Below are 16,990 nucleotides of genomic sequence, written 5' to 3'. Positions count from 1 at the left end.
CTTGCCATGAATCGAACGGATCGCCTGTTGGCGCTGATCCTGCACTTGCATACCCGCCGCCATGTCACGGCCGAGCAACTGGCCGAACATTTCGGCCTCAGTGTGCGCACCATCTACCGCGATCTGGCGGCCCTCGGCGAGGCCGGCGTGCCGATCGCCGTGGAGGCCGGCCTCGGCTACAGCCTGATGAAGGGCTACAGCCTGCCGCCGGTGAGTTTCACCGAGCAGGAGGCCAGCGCCCTGGCCACCGGCGGCATGCTGGTGGGCCAGCTCACCGATGAGTCGCTACGCGGGCGCATGCGCTCGGCGCTGGCCAAGGTGCGCGCGGTGCTGCCGGCGACCCAGCAGGCGCGACTCGATGTGCTGGAGAGCAGCCTCTCGAGCGCTGCCAAACCCGTACCCGCCCAGGTATCTCTCGACCTGCTGCAGCAAGCGCTCAGCCATCGGCGCGTGCTGTGCTTCGGCTACCAGGGGGTTAACCGTGACGAAGCCACCGAGCGCGAGGTCGAGCCTCAAGGGCTGATCTATTACATGGAGCGCTGGCACCTGATCGGCTGGTGCCGCCTGCGCGGCGACTACCGTGACTTCCGCACCGACCGTATGCGCGACGTGCGCATGCTCGACGAAACCACCGCGCCACGCGGCGATTTCAAGTCCGGCGATTTCATGCGTTGTATGCCGGCGGCGACCCTGCATGCCCGTCTGCATTTCACCCGCCAGGCAGCGGACCGGGCGTTGCGTGAGTGGTGGTTAGGATTGGTCGAAGAGCAGGTTCAGGCCGATGGTCATGTGCTCGTGCTGTCGACCACCGAGTGGGCACCGCTGGCGACCTGGCTGTTGTCGTTCGGCAACATGGTGCGGGTGCTGGAGCCGCAGCCATTGCGTGACGAGCTGGTGCGCCAGGCTGGCGAGTTGGCGCGGCATCATGGTCACTGACATAGGGTTGTCAGTGCGTCCGTTTAAGGTGAGCGCATCCATCGCGACAGGAGGTTCGCATGTCACTGCCCTTGCCCCAGCCCATCGCCGCTTATCTGGCGGCTGCCAATGCCAGTGAAGGCCTGTCGGCGGCCGCGCTGTTCGCCAGTGATGGCGTGATCCACGAAGACGGATTCAGCCATGTCGGCACCGACGCTGTCGCGGCCTGGGTCGCCGGATCGCAGCGCCGGGTCGAAGTGGTTGGTCTGACTGCCATGGCCGGGCGCGTATTGGCCTCGGTCAGCGTTTCTGGCGCCTTTATCGGCAGCCCACAAGCGCGCCGCTATGCCTTTACCTTGCAAGGCGAGCGAATCGCCAGTCTGGAAGTACGCGACTGGCATGACCGTTCGGGATTCGAGCATGAGTGAGGCGATGAAGGAGATTTTCGACCGCGAACGCATGGCCCATATCGCACGGGAAATGGTTGCGGTGGAGCCCGGTTTCGACAGCGAGCGTTTCTTCTCCCTGGCCACAAAAGGCCTGGATGAGCTGTCAATCATGCAGCGCCTGGCGCGGGTCAGTGACAGTCTGCACGCTACGCTGGGGCTGGATTTCGAGCCGGCGCTGGAGTGCCTGTATGCGCTGGCGCCGCGATTGAACAGCGGCTTCGTGAGCATGGCCTTGCCGCATTACGTGGCGTGCCATGGTTTGCAGCGCTTCGAGTCTTCAATGTCGGCACTGCGCTATTTCACCACCTTCGGCTCGTCGGAGTTCGCTATCCGGCATTTTCTGCTGCGCGACTTCGAGCGCACGCTGACGGTGATGAAGACTTGGGCGGAAGACGACAACCATCACGTGCGGCGCCTGGCCAGCGAAGGTTGCCGGCCACGCCTGCCCTGGTCGTTTCGCTTGCCGACGCTGATGGCTGATCCGCGACCGGTGCTGCCGATCCTCGAACGACTCAAGGCTGACGACAGCCTGTACGTGCGCAAGTCGGTGGCCAATCACCTCAACGATATCGCCAAGGACAATCCGCACTGTGTGTTGGAGCGGATCGAAGGCTGGTCGCTGGATGACGCGCGTACCAAGTGGATCGCGCGCCATGGTTTGCGCACGTTGATCAAGCAGGGCGACCTGCGTGCCCTGGCCTTGATGGGAGCGAGCGCCAAGGCGCAGGTCGAGTTGAGCGGGCTGGTGGTCATGCCTGCCGAGATCCGCCTGGGTGAGAGCATGACCTTCAGCTTCACCCTCACCTCCACGGCAACCGAGTGTCAGCGGCTAATCGTCGATTACGCCATCGACTACCGCAAGCAGGCCGGGCATGCGGCGAGCAAGGTGTTCAAGTTCAAGACCTTGGAGTTGGACGCGGGAGCGAGTGTGACACTGAGCAAGCGTCAGCATATTCGTGACATGAGTACGCGCCGGCACCATCCGGGGCACCATGGCTTGCATGTGATGGTGAATGGCGAGCGGATGGGGACGGCGGGGTTTGAGTTGGTGGTGTGAGGCGTTTGGTTAGCTTCAGTGTGGCCTGCTTCCCCCTCACCCCAGCCCTCTCCCCAAGAGGAGAGGGAGCTGTTCGCATTGCTTGTCGGTTTGATGGCAGATGGATGCCTCGCTGGGAGCTAATGAGCTTCTATCCGCGCGGACAGTCCCCTCTCCCTTCTGGGGAGAGGGATAGGCGGCCCGCGTAGGGTGAGGGGGCTCTTGCGCCCATTCCGAAATCCAAAGGTAAGGAGCGGCTTCAGCCGCGAAGCTTTTCGCCGACGCCTCGACGTGGGAACGTTCTCGCGGTGCTTTCCTTATGCGCCTCGCATGTCTTCCAACCGCCCAACCTGCTGCCCTTGCTTATCGAAGTTCTCCGCTGCCAGCCAGCGTTGGAATGCCGCCCGACAACGCGGCCATTCGCTGTCGAGGATGGAGAACCAGGCGGTGTCGCGGTTCTCGCCCTTGATCACCATGTGCTGGCGGAAGGTCCCTTCGAAGCGAAAGCCCAAGCGTTCGGCGGCACGCATTGAGCGGGCATTGCGCGCGTTGCATTTCCATTCCAGGCGACGGTAGCCCAGCGTGCTCATGGCGTAGTCGGCGAGCAGGAACACCGCTTCGGTGGAGGCCGGTGAGCGCTGCATGGTGCGGCTGAAAGCGATGTGACCGATCTCGATCACGCCGTCCTTCGGCGTGATGCGCAGAAAGCTGAGCAGGCCGACGGTGCGGCGCTTCTGGCGGTCGATCACTGCGTAGAATTGTGGATCGCTGCTGGCCTGGTTGGCTGCCAGCCAGGCATCGAACGGTGGGCGCTCGGCAAAAGGACCGTAGGGCAGATAGTCCCAGAGCAGCGGATCGGAATCCGGGCCTTGCAAGACCAGCCACAGATCGTCGCCATGGCGCTTGGCATCCAGCGGCTCCAGGTTCACGTAGCGACCTTCGAGGATCGTGTGGGCGGGTGCAGTAACGGGCTGCCAGTCGAGCGTGTGCGAGTCGGTCATCTCAGAACACCTTCCTGTATTGGACGAAGCCGGAGCGGTCGGCGATGCGGTTGTAGAGCTGCATGGCGTCGATGTTGGTTTCGTGGGTCAGCCAGTGCACGCGGCTGGCACCTTCGGCGCGGGCCTGGGCGTAGACGTATTCGATCAACTGCCGGCCGATACCGCCGCCGCGCAGGGTCTCATCGACGTACAGGTCTTGCAGGTAGCAGTAGTTGCCAACGGTCCAGGTCGAGCGATGGAAGATGAAATGCACCAGGCCGACTGCACGGCCATCCTGCCAGGCCAGCGCAGCGTTGATCGGCTCGCTCGGGTCGAGGAAGCGCTGCCAGGTTTCGGCGCTGGTCGCCTCCGGGATGTCGGTCTTGTAGAAGCGCTGGTAGCCCTTCCACAGTGGTAGCCAGGCGGCGTGATCATCTGCGCTGACAGGGCGAATTTCGAGGCTCATCGGATGGTCTCCGTTTCGGTGGGCAAGTAGGTGGCGGTCTCGCGGTCGCGGGCATCGTCGCTATCGGCCAGGCCTCGGCGCACACCTTCACGGTCGGCGTCGCTGCGGTTCTGGCTGAGCTTCCATTGGCCTTCGAGGCGTTCGATGGGCAGGGCGAAACCGACGATGGCGCGCAGCATGGCGTCGAGGTAATCCTTCGGCGCATCGTCGATCGACCAAGGCCTCGCTCGACCGCTCTCGTGCTGAGCGCTGAGCGTGCCGACCAGCCAGCGCAGGCGCTCGGCGTCATCGAATATCACGGCCTGGCCGTGGGCATGCACGGCGATGTAGTTCCAGGTCGGCACCGCCTTGCCGTGTTCGGCCTTGGACGGATACCAGGTCGGGCTGACGTAGGCGTCCACACCGTTGAAGACCACCAGGGTTTGCGGCTGACCAAGCAGTTCACGCCAGTGTGGATTGGCGCGTGCGAAGTGGCCGTAAAGCGTGCCCTTCTCGCCCTCGCTTTCGACCAGCAGCAATGGCAAGTGGCTGGCCAATAGATCGTCACGGCCCTGACTGATCACACTGGCCAGACGGCTGGTGCGGATCTGCTGGTGCAAGGTGGACAGGTCATCCTGGCGAAAGGCGGCGGGGCGGTACATGGCGCAGGTTCTCCGTTGAATGGTTCCATGCTAGGCGGCTAATTGGTCTGGTGTAAGATCCATTCGCTGCGACTTTCATGGAGCCAATGTATGGCCGTTTCTCCTCCGTTGCCGGTCGACCTTTCAGGCATCCGCCTCGATCCCGGCAAGGGCCTTGCCGGGCAGCTTTACCAAGCGCTGCGCGAGCGCATTCTCGATGGCCGCTTACCGGCTGGCGTGCGCTTGCCAGCCAGTCGCGACTTGGCAACGTTGCTGGGAGTTGGGCGCAACACCGTCGTGCGAGCTTTCGACCAGCTCTACGCCGAGGGTTACGTGGAAGGGCGGGTTGGCGCCGGCACCTATGTCGCGGCGGTCACAGCCAGCGCTCCAGTACCTGCCACAACGCCGCTCGACGTGCCGTTGACCCAGCCGCTGCAACGCTTGCAGGCACACCACTTGCCGCTCCCCCGCGAAGGTGCGCCACGGGCGTTCCGGGTTGGCGTTCCAGCGTTCGACCTGTTCCCGTTCGAGACCTGGGCGCGTTTGTCGGCACGCTTCTGGCGCAAGCCGTCGCCTGCGCGGTTGGGCTACGGTGACCCGGCCGGCGACTGGCAATTGCGTGAATTGATCGCTGCCTATTTGCGCAATGGCCGAGGTCTGCACTGCGATCCTGCGCAGATCATCGTCACCTGCGGCGCCCAGCAGGCCATCAGTCTGTGCGCGCAACTGCTGGTCGAGGTCGGCGACAAGGTGGCGGTGGAAAACCCTGGCTATCGCGCGGCCGGCCATGCCTTTGCCGTGGCGGGCGCGCAGCTGGTTGGCATCGCTGTGGACGGGCAGGGGCTCGACACCGATGAGCTGGAATCCGCCGATTGCCGGATGGCTTATGTCACCCCGTCGCACCAGTACCCGACCGGCGTGACCTTGTCATTGGCGCGGCGCCTGGCGTTGCTCGATTGGGCCGAGCGCCGCGAAGGCTGGATCATCGAGGACGATTACGATGGCGAATACCGCTACAACGGCACGCCCCTGGCGCCCCTCGCTGCGCTGGATCGCAATGGCCGGGTGCTGTACGTCGGCACCTTCTGCAAGATCGCTTTTCCTGCCTTGCGCCTCGGCTACCTGGTATTGCCGAAAGCCCTGGCCGAGGCCTTCTCTCGTCGCCGTGCGCTGGATACTCGCCACCTGGAGATCGGCACCCAGGCGGTGATGGCGTCGTTCATCGCCGATGGTCACTTCCAGCGTCATATCCGGCGCATGCGCGCAGCGGCTCGCAGTCGTCGAGACGCGCTTTTGGCCAATTGGCCGCAGGATATTCGTGGCTGCGCGCCGCTGCCTGATGTGGAGGCCGGTCTGCACCTGTGCGTGCGGGTCGACAGCCTGACGCGTGAGGCCGAGTTGATCGCGCGTGCGGCGCAAGTCGGCGTCGAACTCAATGGGTTGAGCGACTACTGGTTGCCCGGCTCGCCGCTAGCGGATGACCAGCGCGCCGGCTTGGTTCTCGGCTTTGCCGCCGTGCCGGAAGCGCGAATCGTCGAGGCGACCGAAGCGCTACGCGCGGCGTGGAGTGATTGAGGGTTCGTAGGATGGCGTTGAGCGAAGCGATACCCATCAAACTCTGCGTCGGGCCATCGATGGGTATCGCTTCGCGGGGCGCCATCCTACGAACTGGAAGGGCTTTCAATCCGCCGCCAACGGTTCGTTATCCAGCGCCTCGACGTACAACTGATTCTCCCTCTGTGCCACCACCTGCACCGGTGTGCCAACTGGCAGGTCTTGACCGCGCACCGACCAGGTCTGCCCTCCGCTGCGAATGCTGCCGTGCCCGCCGACAATGGCGCTGGAGAGCACGAATGCCTGGCCGACCAGCTTGGGTGGCTCAGTGGAGGCGTTGCCTCGTTTACGTTGGATGAGGTGCCAGCATAGCGTGGCGCACAACGTCAGCGCGGAGAACAGAATGATCTGCCAGGCACCTGCCAGATCCGGCATCAGAACGCCGAGTACGCCGGTCAGGGAGGCTGCCAGGCCGGACCACAGGGCATAGCCGGCAGCACCGAACACTTCCAGAACCAGCAGAGCGACACCCAGGATGAGCCAGTGCCAGAGCGACAGATGCGGCAGCAGTTCGCTCATCAGCTCTGTTCACTCTGTGGCGTGACACGCAGGACTTCTTCCAGCGTCGTCTGCCCGGCGGCGATCTTCTGCGCGCCAGACAGGCGCAGGCTGCGCATGCCTTCCTTGAACGAGGCGCGGCGCAGGCTGACGATATCGGTGTCGGCGGTGATCAGGTTCTTCACGTTGTCATTCAACAGCATGATTTCGTAGACCCCGGCGCGGCCGCGGAAACCCGTTTCGCGGCATTCCAGGCAACCCACCGCACGGTGTGCGCCAGCCGGCAGCGGGGCGCTCCAGGGCTTGGTCAGCGCTTGCCAGTCGGGTTCGTTCAGCTCCACCGGCGCCTTGCAGTGTGGACAGAGTGTGCGCACCAGACGCTGGGCCATGACGCCGAGCAAGGTGGCGCGCAGCAGGTAGTAAGGCACGCCGAGTTCGAGCAGACGAGTGATCGCCGAAGGCGCGTCGTTGGTGTGCAGCGTCGAGAGCACCAAGTGACCGGTCAGCGCCGCCTGGATCGCCATCTCGGCGGTTTCCAGGTCGCGAATCTCGCCGACCATGATGATGTCCGGGTCCTGACGCATCAGGGCGCGCACGCCGCTGGCGAAGGTCAGGTCGATGTTGTGCTGCACCTGCATCTGGTTGAAGGCGCCTTCGATCATTTCGATAGGGTCTTCGATGGTGCAGACGTTGACCTCTTCGGTCGCCAGTTGCTTGAGCGTGGTGTACAGCGTGGTGGTCTTGCCCGAACCGGTTGGCCCGGTCACCAGGATGATGCCGTTGGGCTGACAGGTCATGCTCTCCCAGCGGCGCAGATCGTCGGGGGAGAAACCGAGCTGGTCGGGGCTCTTGAGCAGCACCTCAGGGTCGAAGATCCGCATCACCATCTTTTCGCCGAAGGCGGTGGGCAGGGTCGATAGGCGCAGTTCCACTTCACCGCCGTCCGGCGTGCGAGTCTTGACCCGGCCGTCCTGGGGTTTGCGCTTCTCGGCGACGTTCATCCGCCCCAGACTTTTCAGGCGGCTTACCACCGCCATCGTCACTTGGGCCGGGAATTGGTAGACGTTGTGCAGCACGCCGTCGATGCGAAAGCGTACGGTACCGACTTCGCGACGCGGCTCGATGTGGATGTCACTGGCGCGCTGTTGATAGGCGTACTGGAACAGCCAGTCGACGATGTTGACGATGTGCGCGTCGTTGGCATCCGGCTCCTGGTCCTGGGCGCCGAGGTTGAGCAGTTGCTCGAAGTTGCCGACGCCGCTGATCTTCTGATCCACGGCCGTGGCGCCGCTGACCGAACGGGCCAGGCGGTAGAACTCGGTGGTGTAGCGCTGCAGCTCGGCAGGGTTGACCACCACGCGCTTGATCGGCCGTTTGAGCACGTGGATCAGGTCGTTCTCCCAGCGGTGCACGAAGGGCTGGGCGCTGGCGATGGTCACCGCTTCGCTGTCCACCGCGACGGCGAGAATCTTGTGGCGCTGGGCGAAGGCATAGGACATCAGCGGGGTGACCGAGGCCACGTCGATCTTCAAGGGGTCGATGCGCAGATAAGGCTGGTTGGCGAAGTTGGCCAGCCACACGGTGAGGCCTTCGAGGTCGTGCTTCTTGCCGGGGCGCATCAGGTCTTCGACTTGCTGTTCGGCAAGGAACTCCAGTGGATGCTGCTGCGCATTACCCGCGCCGCGCCGCAGCATCAGGCACTGCTCGGCAGAGTCCTGGGAGACGCGCCCCTGGGCCACCAGTTCACGCAGGATGTCACTGAGATCCAGCCAACGATCCGGGGCTGAAGATGAAGCGAAGGCGGACATGCACACTCCTTTGGACGCATTCGGTGATCGGCAAGAGTAGTCGCTGATGCTCTTGCGTGCAGAGCCACAAGGATGCCCGATCAGGGCGGCCAGGCGAAGCTTCGATGTGTCGCAGCGTGCGCAAGGCATGGATTGTGGCCAGGCGCCATGGCTGTTCTGTGAACCGTTCGGTGGCGGTGGGTATCGGTGGGGTTACAAAGCCTGGCGATTGAACTCATGCATGTTCCATGGTCGCGTTCACGGGCACCGCTTCGCGCGCGTGGCGCGCTCCTACGCAGAGGTATAAGCCACCCCGTCCGTAGGAGCTGGCCATGCCTGCGATCCGCGCTCGACCGAATCCTCGCGGCATCGGTAAACACTTCTTCTTCGCGCGCGTGGCGCACTCCTACGCAGAGGTATAAGCCACCCCGTCCGTAGGAGCTGGCCATGCCTGCGATTCGCGCTCGACCGAATCCTTGCGGCATCGGTAAACACCGCTTCGCGCGCATGGCGCGCTCCTACGCGGCGCTATCCGCTCGTAGGGTGGATCGGGGCGGCAGTGAGCAGAGGCTGACGAGCTCTAGCATCAGAACATTTGCCCAGCGCACCGGCTACGCATAAGATGCGACTCCTTCTCATATGCGACTGGCTGCCATGTCAACCTCGGACGACGCCTATCCGCTGCAAGTGCAGGGTTACTACAGTGCTCATCACGGCTGGATTCAGGCCTGGCTGAACAAGCGCCTGGGCAACGCCGCCGACGCGGCGGACCTGGCCCACGACGTGTTCCTGCGCCTGCTGGCCAAGCCTCGGCAGTTCGACAGCGAAGGGCATGTGCGTGCCTACTTGCACACCGTGTCGCGTAACGTCTGCGTCGACTTTTGGCGCCGTCGCGAGATCGAGCAGGCCTGGCTCGATGTGCTGGCCAGCCGACCGGAGGCCTACGCACCGTCCGAGGAATATCGGGCGATGATCTTCGAAGCCTTGCAGCAGGTGCATGGCATGCTCGCGCGCCTGCCGCAGCGGGTGGCCGAGGCGTTCTTGCTGGCGCAGTTGCACGGCCTCACCTACCGCGAGATCGCCACGCGCCTCGGCGTCTCCGAACGCAGCGTGACCAAGTACCTGGCCCAGGCTATGTACCACTGCCTGCTGTTGGAAATGGAACTGGATGAAGCCCTCGTCTGACGCCATCGACCATCAGGTGCTGAAGCAGGCCGCGCACTGGTACGCGCAATTGCAGAGTGACACCGATCCACAGGTGCAGGCGCGCTGGCAGCAGTGGCACGAACAGCACGACAGCCACCGCCGTGCCTGGCAGTACGTCGAACGTATCGGTGCGCGTTTCTCGCCGTTGCAGGGTGACGTCGATACCGCCCAGGCGGCGCTGACCGGTGCGCGACGTGTGCGTCACTCGCGGCGCAATGTGCTGCTCGGCCTGGCAGTGCTCGGCAGTGGCCTGCTGCTCGCCCGCCTGGGCTGGCAACCGCTGCGGCAGAACGTGCTGGCCTGGCGTGCCGATCAGCGCACCGGCGTCGGTGAAGTGCGCGCCCTGACGCTCGACGACGGCACTCGCCTGTGGCTCAACAGCGACAGTGCCTTGAATGTCGATTACCAGACGCAACGTCGCACCTTGCGCCTGTTGCAGGGCGAAGTGCTGATCGAAACCGCCGCCGATGCCCGGCCATTCTTCGTCGAAACCAACGAGGGTAGCCTGCAAGCGTTGGGCACACGCTTCAGCGTGCAGGAAGAAGAAGGGCGTACGCGGCTCAACGTCTTCGACGGCAAAGTCGCGGTGCGTCTGGGTGATCAGCAGGCGGTCGCCGCCATCGTGCCCGCTGGTCGCCAGCGCAGCTTCGACCGCAGCAACCTGCAAGCGGAACTGCCGGCAACGGCGGGTCGCCAGAGCTGGAGTCGCGGCATTCTCCAGGCTGATGACACACCCTTGGCCGAGGTCATCGCCGAACTGGCCCGCCATCATCGCGGCCATATCGGCGTTGCCCCGGAAATCGCCAGCCTGCACGTGATGGGCACCTTCCCACTGAACGACCTCGACCAGACCTTGAACATGCTGGAAAGCGTGTTGCCGGTGCGCGTGGAACGGACCTTGCCGTGGTGGATAAGCCTGGAACCACGCTCCTGAGTGCTATCTGAAAATTATTTTCGTTGGGGTGTTCCTGATCCGCCGGCTCATCCGAATTAGCTGATGACAACGATAAACATCAGCCAACAGGAACATCCATGTCGTATCGCCCTGCATTGTCGCTACAACCTCTACGCCCCTTGAGCTTGGCCATCGCTCTGGCCTTTACCGCACCGCTAGCTGGCGCCGCTGAACGCTTTCAATTGGAAGCCGGGCCTCTGGCCCAGCAGCTCAATCAGTTTGCCGCTCAAACCGGAATCTTCCTCTCGGCCGACGCGACCTTGACCAATGGTCAGCAGAGTCGAGCACTGAACGGTGATTACAGCGTGGAGCAGGCGTTGGCGATTCTGCTGGAAGGCAGTGGGCTGGAGGCAGTGAAGACTGGGGATAATCGCTATGAGCTACGGTTGCTTCCTCCGAGCACTGGGCTTGAACTGTCGGCACTTAGCATTTCAGGTAAGGCACCGGGATCTATTACAGAAGGCACAGGTTCCTATACGAGTGGATCAACCAGTAGTTCGATGCGCCTTAACCTGGCACCCAAAGAAACTCCCCAATCTATTACTGTCATTACTCAACAACGTATAGAAGACCAGAAGCTCGATAATTTGATCGATGCTCTGGATGCCACTACAGGGGTAATTGTAAAGCCTTTCTCCATGGGCGCTGACGCCCCTCAAATTTGGGCTCGTGGCTCAACTATCAATAATTTTCAAATTGATGGTGTTCCTGTTTCAACATCTATGGCTAACTATCTACAAAGCAATATTGCCTATGATCGTATTGAGGTCGTGAGAGGCGCGACAGGGATGATGAGCGGAATGGGCAGTCCATCTGCAACCATTAACATGATTCGTAAACGGCCTACTTACGAGCCACAAGCATCGATCAGTGTGGAGGCAGGTACATGGGATCGCTATGGTAGTGGTATTGATGTGTCAGGTCCTTTGACCGAATTGGGTAATGTGCGCGCTCGGTTAGCGGCAGACTATAAAACTCAGCACGCATGGACAGATAATTATGAGCAGGAAAGCACTGCTATCTATGGGGTGACGGAGATTGATCTGACTGAAAGTACATTACTTACCCTAGGTTTAAACCATATAAAGCGATTGACTGACTCTCAAACGCGTGTATATCCAATCACTGATATTAATCTGAGGAAAATCTCGGGTAGCCCTTCTGATAACGACTCTCCTGACTGGGCTTACTACGATCACTCCTTTAGCAGTGTGTTTGCCTCTGTTGAGCATACGTTCGACTCAGGCTGGAGCCTAAAAAGCGAGATGACATATGCTAAATATCAACATGAAGCCCTGAATGCTGCGTTTCTTGGAACGGTCAACCTAGATACAGGAGCTGGCGGAAGGCTTCTGGTAAATCGATATATTGGTACATCGGAGCAGCGCAGTCTCGATACTTACGCGACTGGCCCTTTCTCACTGTTTGGACGGGAGCATGAGTTAATCGGAGGTCTTACCCTGTCGACGCTTGATACGCGTAATCCGGTAGAGGCTCAGAGCTCTGGCACTCCGATTTACTATTTTTCAGACTTTCGGGATTGGGTAGCAACCAGCCCCAAGCCAAGTGTTGTTAGAACAGGATATACTGAAGTTCACGAATACCAGCATAGTGCTTATTTAAGTTCACGATTCAATTTGTCCGATGACACGCGTTTGATTTTTGGTAGCCGTGTGACCGAGTGGAAACGCAATCGTGATGCTCATACGACGGCGACAGGTGCAGTATCGAAAAATAGCAGTAGGGAAAGTGGTGTTGTTGTGCCCTATTTGGGGGTGACTCATGACTTGGATGATACGTGGACCCTGTATGCAAGTTTCACAAAAATATTTAATCCTCAAGATTACTCTATAAGAGATGCAAATGATCAAGCTCTACCTCCAGAGGAGGGTACGAGCTACGAAGCCGGTGTAAAGGCCAGCTTCAATGAAGGCCGTTTTAACTCTAGTTTGGCACTATTCAAAACAAAGCAAGACAGTCTGGCTGTATGGGATACCGTCACACGGACCTATTCTCTAGAGGATGGTACCGATACCGAAGGTTTCGAGGTTGATTTCAATGGCGAGCTGGCAGAGGGCTGGAACCTTAGCAGTGGATATGTATATAGCGTGACCAAGAACTCAGATGATGAGAGAATTGTAACTCGTACTCCGCGGCATAGTTTTAAAACGTTTACTACCTATCGACTACCTGGTGCGCTAAATAAATTTACAGTTGGCGGTGGTGTCAATTGGGAAAGCAAGTCCGGCGACAACCTAAAAGTCTACGCACAAGAAAGCTATGCCTTGTTCAATCTCATGGGGCGGTATGATATCAGCCAAAACATATCAGTATCCGCAAATATCAATAACTTATTTAATAAAGACTATTATGTCGCAACCAATGGTTACCTTGGTATCCATGGCGCTCCTCGCAACGTAATGACTACATTGAAATATAAGTTTTAAATCCTGATCGTTCCCACGCTCTGCGTGGGAATGCAGCCAGTGGCGCTCTGCGCCGCGTGTTAACCAGCTGTCGGACGCAGAGTGTCCTTACATACGTCCCTTGCGGACGGTTCGACGCATTGACGTGGGAACGGTCAACCTCAACGTTTCGCTCAAAAGAAAGCCGGCTCTCGCCGGCTTCTTTCATTGCGCTGCGGATCAGGCATTCAACCCGCTGTTTTCCGCTGCGCCGATGTGCACGTTCATGCACTGCACGGCGGCACCGGCGGCGCCTTTGCCGAGGTTGTCGAGGCGGGCGACGAGGTTGAGGCGTTCGCCGTTGCCGAACACGAACAGGTCGACGCGGTTGGTGTCGTTGTTGGCCTGCACGTCGAAGAAGCCACCGTCGAGGTTGCTGTCGTCACCGGCTGGCATTACGCGCACGAATTGCTCGCCCGCGTAGTGCTTGCGGTAGATTTCGACGATCTGCGCGGCATCGACCTTGCGCGCCAAACGGTCGACGTGCAGCGGTACGGTGACCGCCAGACCTTTCAGGAACGGGCCGACCACCGGGTTGAACACCGGGGCCTGGGCGATACCGGTCTGCACACGCATTTCCGGCAGGTGTTTGTGTTCCAGGCCGAGGGCGTATGGGCGCGGGCTGAGCAGCTTGTCGTTACCACCGGCTTCGTACTCGGCGATCATGCTTTTGCCGCCGCCGCTGTAACCGGTCAGGGAGAACGCGGAAATCGGGTAGTCGGCGGGCAGCACGCCGGCATCGACCAGCGGGCGCACGGCGAGGACGAAGGCGCTGGCGTGGCAGCCGGGGACGGCGATGCGCTTGCTGGCGCGGATCTTATCGCGTTGGCCTGCGGCCAGCTCGGGCAGGCCGTAAGCCCAGTCGTTGCTGGTACGGAACGCGGTACTGGCGTCGATGATGCAGGTGTTCGGGTTGGTCACCAGCGACACCGCTTCACGCGAGGCTACGTCCGGCAGGCAGAGGAAGGCGACGTCGGCGGCGTTGAGGAAACGCGCGCGCTCGGCGGAGTCCTTGCGCTTGTCGTCGGCGATGCGCAGCAGTTCGATGTCGCTGCGGGCGCCGAGGTAATCCAGCAGGCGCAGGCCGGTGGTGCCTTCCTGACCATCTACGAAAACTTTGAATGCCATGGGGAACTCACTCGAAGGTGTGGGGCCGTTGTCGGGCAGAGAAAACTATCCGGGCAGGAGGTGGTGCGTGTGCACTATCGCGGGCAAGGACTCGACGTCCCCTCCGCTCCTACAGGAGATTGGGTTTGTGTTTTTAAACACAGCGGCGGCGCATTGCAAGCGCACCGCCGCCCGATGGATCACTTGAGCAGTTGCTTCCAGCTTTTCAGCGTCAGAACCACATGCGCCTGGGCGACACGCTGCTCCAGCGCTTCTTCGTTGATTGGCTGTTGGGCCAGTTCGCTGAGCTTGATCAGTTCGCCGTAGCAGCGGTCGGTTTCTTCGATCTCGACCAGCACCTGACGCGCTAGGCGCAGCCAGACCAGCAGGCGTTCGATGCGTGGCAATTGCTCGGCGAGGTCTTCCGGCTGGCGTTTGTAGCGATCCAGTTGCAGCGACTTGGCTTCTTCGCCGAGAAGGTGCGGCAGCCAGTTGCCGATCACTGCGGCTCCCTGGCGATTGCCACGGGCATTGCGCTCGACGGTCCAGGCGCGAGCCAGCAGCCAGCGCGACAGGTTCAGCGAGAACAGGCCCCAGCGGTTGCCTTGCAGCTCGGCGGCGAACAGCGCCGGCGCGTTGCGGCGTAGTTCGTCGTTGTCCTGGCCGGCCTGCAGCCGTGGGCGCCAGTCGGCGAGCAGGGCGTCGAGGGCTTCGCGCAGGTCATGGGTGGTGGCGCGCGGCGCGGCCTGGCCGAGGCTGGCGAGCAGGGCGCGCAGGTCGATCAGTTGCTGCAACCAGTCCACCAGCAGGCGCCAGTGGCCGTTCCAGCGGTATTGTTCGGCAAGGCGCTGGCTACCGCCAAGCAGGTGCCAGGCGACGGCGGCGAAAGCCTCATCCAGCGGTTGTTCGGGATCGAGCTGCGGCGCCGGCAGGTTGAGGCTGTAGCTGCCAGCGTCGTACAGGCGATAGCCGCGCTCGGCCTTGCTGATGTCGCAAGGCATCAGCGGCAGGTCGGCGGCCAGTTCGGCGGCCAGTTCGAGCAGGGCGGCGGGTTCGCCTTCGCGCAGTTCCAGTTCCAGCTCGCAGATTTCTTCCTCGCCTTCGCCGGCGACTACCTTGCCCAGGTCCAGGGCCGCCTCGATGACCACCTTGGCCTTGCCACGGCCCCAGGCGATATCGGCCTTCTCGCGGACGAAATCGGTGGTGAAGATCGGCGCCAGCAGCTTCTTGTCCAGGTCGGCGAGGCTGGCCGGCCAGCAATCGTCGCTGAGTTTCTTCAGGTCCAGCTTGGCCTTGCTCAGGTACCAGTCCCACTCGTTGCGCTCGGACAACCCGGCCACGCTCTGGCCCCGGCTCTTGAGGGTCTGGATGACCTGTTCGCCATCACGACGCAGGCGCAGGGCCACGCGGGCGGCGGCAAGGTCGCGGTTCGGCGTGTCGAAATACTGGTTGAACAGTTCGTGGCGCTGCCAGCCGGACTTGTTGCGCTTCTTCAGCAGCGGGTGGTCGCGCAGGGCGGCGAGGGTTTCACGGCTGGCGCGCAGCTTGATTTCGGTTTCTTTCGGCATGGGGGGCGGACGCATATCGGGCGCAGCACGGAACGGCTGTCGGGACCGGCAAGTCTACAGGCTTGACGCGCCGCCGTTCCATCGCGGTCGTCGATGGCCCTATGATGGCCTGCCACTACGGAGAACGCCGATGCCTTTGCCATCCATCAAGGACCAGTTCGCTGCGCTGATCGCCACGCCGTCGGTCAGTTGTACGCAGCCGCACTGGGACCAGTCCAACCGCGCGGTGATCGAGCTGCTCGCCGCCTGGCTCGGCGACCTTGGTTTCACCTGCGAGATCCAGGAGGTATCGCCGGGCAAGGCCAACCTGCTGGCGACCTACGGCAGTGGCCCCGGTGGCCTGGTGCTGGCCGGCCACAGCGACACCGTGCCGTTCGACGCCGCCTTGTGGCAGAGCGACCCGCTGCGCCTGAGCGAACAGGACGACCGCTGGGTCGGCCTCGGCGTGTGCGACATGAAGGGTTTCTTCCCGCTGGTGATCGAAGCGGTGCGCGGGCTGATCGACCAGCCGTTCAAGCAGCCGCTGCTGATCCTCGCCACCTGCGACGAGGAAAGCTCGATGGCCGGCGCCCGCGCCCTGGCCGACGCTGGCCGGCCCATCGGCCGTGCGGCGGTGATCGGCGAGCCTACGGGCCTGAAGCCGGTGCGCCTGCACAAGGGCGTGATGATGGATCGCATCGACATCCTCGGCCAGAGTGGCCATTCGTCGGACCCGACCCTGGGGCGTAGCGCGCTGGAGGCGATGCACGATGCCATGGGCGTGCTGCGTAGCCTGCGCGGCCAGTGGCAGGCCGAGTACAACAATCCGCAGTTCAGCGTGCCGCAGCCGACCCTCAACCTCGGTTGCATCCATGGCGGCGACAACCCCAACCGCATTTGTGGCCAGTGCTCGCTGGAGTTCGATCTGCGCCCGCTGCCGGGCATGGACCCGGAGGTCCTGCGCGCGGCGATTCGCAGCAAGCTGCAGCCGTTGGCCGAACAGCACCGGGTGCAGATCGACTACGCGCCGCTGTTCGCCGAAGTGCCGCCGTTCGAGCAGGGCGCCGACAGCGAACTGGTGCGCCTGGCGGAAAAATTGACCGGCCATGTGGCGCAATCGGTGGCATTCGGCACCGAAGCGCCGTATTTTCAGCGCCTTGGTTGCGAAACCATCGTGCTGGGGCCGGGCGACATCGATTGCGCGCACCAGCCCGGCGAATTTCTCGAACTGGCGCGGATCGAACCGATGCTCGGAATCCTGCGCCAGCTCATCCAGCACTATTGCCTGAAATCCCAGGGGGCTTGAATGTTGTTGCGACGACGACAGATGAATCGTTCATACCCA

General features: G+C 62.0%; 15 protein-coding genes. 8 read left to right on the top strand and 7 right to left on the bottom strand.

The window, feature by feature from the left end:
* Nucleotides 1-6: 6 nt before the first annotated feature.
* From ACSZPK_RS00330 to ACSZPK_RS00320, 3 genes are read left to right on the top strand one after another with little or no spacing between them, the layout of a single operon-like run.
* Nucleotides 7-936, top strand: a complete 930-nt coding sequence (locus ACSZPK_RS00330) for a helix-turn-helix transcriptional regulator (RefSeq protein WP_437879414.1) — start codon at nt 7-9, stop codon at nt 934-936.
* Nucleotides 937-995: 59 nt separating this feature from the next.
* On the top strand, nt 996-1,343 hold the full coding sequence (locus ACSZPK_RS00325; protein WP_437879413.1) for a nuclear transport factor 2 family protein: 348 nt from the start codon (nt 996-998) through the stop codon (nt 1,341-1,343).
* The gene (locus ACSZPK_RS00320) at nt 1,336-2,421 is read left to right on the top strand and encodes a DNA alkylation repair protein (protein ID WP_437879412.1); all 1,086 of its coding nucleotides are present in this window, start codon (nt 1,336-1,338) and stop codon (nt 2,419-2,421) included. The genes ACSZPK_RS00325 and ACSZPK_RS00320 overlap by 8 nt, the downstream gene beginning before the upstream one ends.
* 296 nt (nt 2,422-2,717) lie before the next feature.
* Here ACSZPK_RS00320 and ACSZPK_RS00315 read toward each other — a convergent pair whose 3' ends face one another.
* From ACSZPK_RS00315 to ACSZPK_RS00305, 3 genes are read right to left on the bottom strand one after another with little or no spacing between them, the layout of a single operon-like run.
* Nucleotides 2,718-3,401: a GNAT family N-acetyltransferase gene (locus ACSZPK_RS00315; protein ID WP_437879411.1), complete on the bottom strand. Its 684-nt coding sequence runs from the start codon at nt 3,399-3,401 to the stop codon at nt 2,718-2,720.
* Nucleotide 3,402: 1 nt separating this feature from the next.
* Complete coding sequence (locus ACSZPK_RS00310; RefSeq protein ID WP_437879410.1) at nt 3,403-3,846, bottom strand: N-acetyltransferase family protein; 444 nt, start codon at nt 3,844-3,846, stop codon at nt 3,403-3,405.
* The gene (locus tag ACSZPK_RS00305; RefSeq protein WP_437879409.1) at nt 3,843-4,487 is read right to left on the bottom strand and encodes an FMN-binding negative transcriptional regulator; all 645 of its coding nucleotides are present in this window, start codon (nt 4,485-4,487) and stop codon (nt 3,843-3,845) included. Before ACSZPK_RS00305 ends, ACSZPK_RS00310 begins: the two co-directional genes overlap by 4 nt.
* 90 nt (nt 4,488-4,577) lie before the next feature.
* Between ACSZPK_RS00305 and ACSZPK_RS00300 the strand changes: the two genes are divergently transcribed.
* Nucleotides 4,578-6,041: a PLP-dependent aminotransferase family protein gene (locus ACSZPK_RS00300; RefSeq protein ID WP_437879408.1), complete on the top strand. Its 1,464-nt coding sequence runs from the start codon at nt 4,578-4,580 to the stop codon at nt 6,039-6,041.
* A gap of 105 nt (nt 6,042-6,146) precedes the next feature.
* On the opposite strand, the gene ACSZPK_RS00295 is transcribed toward ACSZPK_RS00300, so the two are convergent.
* A complete protein-coding gene (locus ACSZPK_RS00295; protein ID WP_437879407.1) occupies nt 6,147-6,599 on the bottom strand; it encodes an NfeD family protein in 453 nt (150 codons plus the stop codon).
* Nucleotides 6,599-8,386 (bottom strand): GspE/PulE family protein, encoded by a 1,788-nt coding sequence (locus tag ACSZPK_RS00290; protein WP_437879406.1) that lies wholly within the window; start codon nt 8,384-8,386, stop codon nt 6,599-6,601. The genes ACSZPK_RS00295 and ACSZPK_RS00290 overlap by 1 nt, the downstream gene beginning before the upstream one ends.
* A 633-nt stretch (nt 8,387-9,019) precedes the next feature.
* On the opposite strand from ACSZPK_RS00290, the gene ACSZPK_RS00285 reads away from it, so the two are divergent.
* From ACSZPK_RS00285 to ACSZPK_RS00275, 3 genes are all read left to right on the top strand, one after another.
* Complete coding sequence (locus ACSZPK_RS00285) at nt 9,020-9,550, top strand: sigma-70 family RNA polymerase sigma factor (protein ID WP_437879405.1); 531 nt, start codon at nt 9,020-9,022, stop codon at nt 9,548-9,550.
* Entirely contained in the window at nt 9,534-10,505 is a 972-nt protein-coding gene (locus tag ACSZPK_RS00280; protein ID WP_437879404.1) for a FecR domain-containing protein, read from the top strand. Before ACSZPK_RS00285 ends, ACSZPK_RS00280 begins: the two co-directional genes overlap by 17 nt.
* A gap of 98 nt (nt 10,506-10,603) precedes the next feature.
* Nucleotides 10,604-12,973, top strand: a complete 2,370-nt coding sequence (locus tag ACSZPK_RS00275) for a TonB-dependent siderophore receptor (RefSeq protein ID WP_437879403.1) — start codon at nt 10,604-10,606, stop codon at nt 12,971-12,973.
* A gap of 198 nt (nt 12,974-13,171) precedes the next feature.
* Here ACSZPK_RS00275 and argC read toward each other — a convergent pair whose 3' ends face one another.
* The gene (argC, locus tag ACSZPK_RS00270; RefSeq protein ID WP_437879402.1) at nt 13,172-14,119 is read right to left on the bottom strand and encodes an N-acetyl-gamma-glutamyl-phosphate reductase; all 948 of its coding nucleotides are present in this window, start codon (nt 14,117-14,119) and stop codon (nt 13,172-13,174) included.
* Between the two features lie 179 nt (nt 14,120-14,298).
* Nucleotides 14,299-15,666, bottom strand: coding sequence for a CYTH domain-containing protein (locus ACSZPK_RS00265; RefSeq protein WP_437879401.1), 1,368 nt, complete (start codon nt 15,664-15,666; stop codon nt 14,299-14,301).
* 130 nt (nt 15,667-15,796) lie between these two features.
* On the opposite strand from ACSZPK_RS00265, the gene argE reads away from it, so the two are divergent.
* The gene (gene argE / locus ACSZPK_RS00260; protein WP_437879400.1) at nt 15,797-16,951 is read left to right on the top strand and encodes an acetylornithine deacetylase; all 1,155 of its coding nucleotides are present in this window, start codon (nt 15,797-15,799) and stop codon (nt 16,949-16,951) included.
* The last annotated feature ends 39 nt before the right edge of the window (nt 16,952-16,990 follow it).

Origin of the sequence: Pseudomonas sp. LRF_L74, assembly GCF_965644255.1 — a bacterium.
GTDB lineage: Bacteria > Pseudomonadota > Gammaproteobacteria > Pseudomonadales > Pseudomonadaceae > Aquipseudomonas.
This window is presented reverse-complemented; position numbering and strand designations above follow the sequence as displayed.

Excerpts from the sequence above, each read along its gene's own strand:
- ACSZPK_RS00330 (WP_437879414.1), top strand. The coding sequence starts at position 7 with ATGAATCGAACGGATCGCCTGTTGGCGCTGATCCTGCACTTGCATACC.
- ACSZPK_RS00325 (WP_437879413.1), top strand. The coding sequence starts at position 996 with ATGTCACTGCCCTTGCCCCAGCCCATCGCCGCTTATCTGGCGGCTGCC.
- ACSZPK_RS00320 (WP_437879412.1), top strand. The coding sequence starts at position 1,336 with ATGAGTGAGGCGATGAAGGAGATTTTCGACCGCGAACGCATGGCCCAT.
- ACSZPK_RS00315 (WP_437879411.1), bottom strand. The coding sequence starts at position 3,401 with ATGACCGACTCGCACACGCTCGACTGGCAGCCCGTTACTGCACCCGCC.
- ACSZPK_RS00310 (WP_437879410.1), bottom strand. The coding sequence starts at position 3,846 with ATGAGCCTCGAAATTCGCCCTGTCAGCGCAGATGATCACGCCGCCTGG.
- ACSZPK_RS00305 (WP_437879409.1), bottom strand. The coding sequence starts at position 4,487 with ATGTACCGCCCCGCCGCCTTTCGCCAGGATGACCTGTCCACCTTGCAC.
- ACSZPK_RS00300 (WP_437879408.1), top strand. The coding sequence starts at position 4,578 with ATGGCCGTTTCTCCTCCGTTGCCGGTCGACCTTTCAGGCATCCGCCTC.
- ACSZPK_RS00295 (WP_437879407.1), bottom strand. The coding sequence starts at position 6,599 with ATGAGCGAACTGCTGCCGCATCTGTCGCTCTGGCACTGGCTCATCCTG.
- ACSZPK_RS00290 (WP_437879406.1), bottom strand. The coding sequence starts at position 8,386 with ATGTCCGCCTTCGCTTCATCTTCAGCCCCGGATCGTTGGCTGGATCTC.
- ACSZPK_RS00285 (WP_437879405.1), top strand. The coding sequence starts at position 9,020 with ATGTCAACCTCGGACGACGCCTATCCGCTGCAAGTGCAGGGTTACTAC.
- ACSZPK_RS00280 (WP_437879404.1), top strand. The coding sequence starts at position 9,534 with ATGAAGCCCTCGTCTGACGCCATCGACCATCAGGTGCTGAAGCAGGCC.
- ACSZPK_RS00275 (WP_437879403.1), top strand. The coding sequence starts at position 10,604 with ATGTCGTATCGCCCTGCATTGTCGCTACAACCTCTACGCCCCTTGAGC.
- argC (WP_437879402.1), bottom strand. The coding sequence starts at position 14,119 with ATGGCATTCAAAGTTTTCGTAGATGGTCAGGAAGGCACCACCGGCCTG.
- ACSZPK_RS00265 (WP_437879401.1), bottom strand. The coding sequence starts at position 15,666 with ATGCCGAAAGAAACCGAAATCAAGCTGCGCGCCAGCCGTGAAACCCTC.
- argE (WP_437879400.1), top strand. The coding sequence starts at position 15,797 with ATGCCTTTGCCATCCATCAAGGACCAGTTCGCTGCGCTGATCGCCACG.